The 2,188-nt window shown below is 58.5% G+C and carries 1 protein-coding gene; it reads right to left on the bottom strand.

All coding sequences use genetic code 11. The annotated features are described in order from the left end of the window. Window positions 1-643 precede the first annotated feature (643 nt). Window positions 644-1,267 (bottom strand): hypothetical protein, encoded by a 624-nt coding sequence (locus CKO11_RS17035; protein WP_223641482.1) that lies wholly within the window; start codon window positions 1,265-1,267, stop codon window positions 644-646. Between the last annotated feature and the right edge of the window lie 921 nt (window positions 1,268-2,188).

The raw sequence follows: 2,188 nt of genomic DNA, 5'->3' as shown, positions 1-2,188 counted from the left end.
CAGAAGCGCGCCGAGCGCTTGAGCAATCTGAGGGCTCCGCGCTCGGCGCGCTTGCCCAACCTGAACCCGACCACTATCAACCCCAAGGACTCTCGTTATGACTGAGGGACGACCGGGGGGCAGGTCAGCGCCGAAGCGGCACCACCTCAGGCAGTGTAGATTTCTACGCGCAATCGTGACAGCCCGAGCCGTTTTCACAAGGCCCCGAAACACCGTGATCGCGCTGAAGGGAGTGGAGGACAGAAGCGCCCCAACCGGCTGGCAACGGACGCATCCCCATCGCACCTGCGCCATCCTTCTAGGACTTCGATCTCGCCCGCCCAGAGCATGGCCCCTCAGAGCCCCGGAGCGAGTCACTGGTGAGCCAGAGGTGCGTTCTGCACCCCATCTACCAGGCGGGCCCGCAAACGCAGCCAGTGACTCTCTGCGTGTTTCTGGGAGGGCCCAGAGTCGCAACCTTGGCCAAATTTCAGCGATAGCAGTTACGTGGACCGGAGATCACACCCTTTGGCGGCCATTTCAACGATCGCTGGCGATCAGTCCCGCTTTGCTGCCATTCCCCGGCGAACCGGGGCAGCATTCTGCGGGCGAAGCATAGAATTCTACGAATGGCCACGGGGAAGCATTACGACCGGGACATCTTTCAGAAGATCCCATAGTTGGGGTTGCTCTCCAATATCTTGCGCTCCAGCTCATCCTCGGTCAGCTCCTCCGGCGTAGGCGCGGACTCGCCCCGAGCCGCAGCCTCCCGTTCGGCCTTCTTATTTGCTCTCAAACGCTGCTGCGCCTCGCGCATTTGCTTTCGGCGATGTTCTTCTCTCTCGGCAGGCGTCATCGTCGAGAGGTCTGCGTTTTTCCTTGGCCCTGCCTTCTTGCGCTTCCGAAGCTTATCTCGGGCACGGTCCCATTCAGACCGCTCGCCGTCAAAGGACGGCATACCGCGAAGCGCCCAAAGCTCGCGACTCTCCTCGTCGCTCAGGCCGTATTCATCACGAAACTTGATGCGCTTCTTTTCGTCTTTCTCTACTGCCTTTGCCTGCTTGGCCGCATCAAGGATTGAGCGCTGATAATCGGTCAGGCTCGAATACCACTCGTCTTGCCCTACGGAAGGTTTCGTTTTGTAGAGTTCTACCGCATAGGCGCGCGTAGCTTTGTCGGTCTGACCGTTAGGATACTTGCATCGAAACCACGCCGCGATTTCGGGCTCAGACTGGCCAGCGTATGGCGTAATGCTGAGAAATGGGATGGGGGAAGTTTCAGAGTTCATGCTGTTCTAGGCGTCTGGGTTCGGAGATCTGAAAGGCGTCAGCGTATTCTTGATCCGTTACCTCCCAAGCTTCAAGTCATCTGGCGCGAGAAATACGTCGCCGGAGCTAGGTATAGATAGAACCGGGGCAGAACCCGAACCGGAGATGTCATCATTCCTTTCCGCGCGACTAACTATTAATAAAACTGTATAAAAAGTATTATTAAAAGAAGAAAAACCGACGGGAATGATGACATATTCGCCTCAAAATCATCCTCCGGCTGTCCGCCAGCGGCGTTTTCACCCTACTGCGGCCCGACACGAAGCTCTGTTCCCGGTCTAGATGCCGCTGTCCGCGCCAGAGTTTCACATCGGGCGCTCTTGGCCAGATTTTGCTCCGATCTGACCGGTCCCGTTGCGGGGGGGGGGGACGCAGATGGTGGTCGCGGTTTTGCCCACCAAGCCCTCCTTAGCGTAGAGAACGCAGTGTCCTAGTGTATGCCTAAGGCTGCGGTGCAGCCAAGCTCCCGGCTCGCCCCCCCCCCCCCCTCGACGATCGCAGCAGAAACTACCTGCCAAGAAGCCCCATGTCGGCTCTTCTTGAGAGCTAAGGCGCATAATTTGTGATGCAGTGGAAGACACCGGCGCGGGACCGACAGGCTGAACAGACGCGCCCGGCGCGCCAACACTCCATCCCTTCGATGTGCAAATTCGAGACGCCCGGCTGTGTTGCTTCACCGCTCTACGTGCGAAACCTTCGCCAGACCCACTGGGGCGTGCACTGAGCGACATCCTTTGTCTTTCAGGTGTCACATGCTGCGCGCGCATCAGACTCGCCAGTGACCGCCCCACGCGCGCTGGCAGATCAAACCGAAAGGTCCATAGGTGAGACTAGCTATCTAGCTGTTCAGCCAGAAAGCTGCGGAGCTCTTTAGCTGTTTG

This window comes from Rhodobacter sp. TJ_12 (assembly GCF_020023995.1).
Taxonomy (GTDB): domain Bacteria; phylum Pseudomonadota; class Alphaproteobacteria; order Rhodobacterales; family Rhodobacteraceae; genus Rhodobacter.
Note: the sequence above shows the minus strand (reverse complement) of the source record. Positions and strands in the feature narration are given on the sequence as shown.

Bases quoted from the DNA above. Each gene is read 5' to 3' on its own strand.
- CKO11_RS17035 (WP_223641482.1), bottom strand. From the start codon at position 1,267: ATGAACTCTGAAACTTCCCCCATCCCATTTCTCAGCATTACGCCATAC.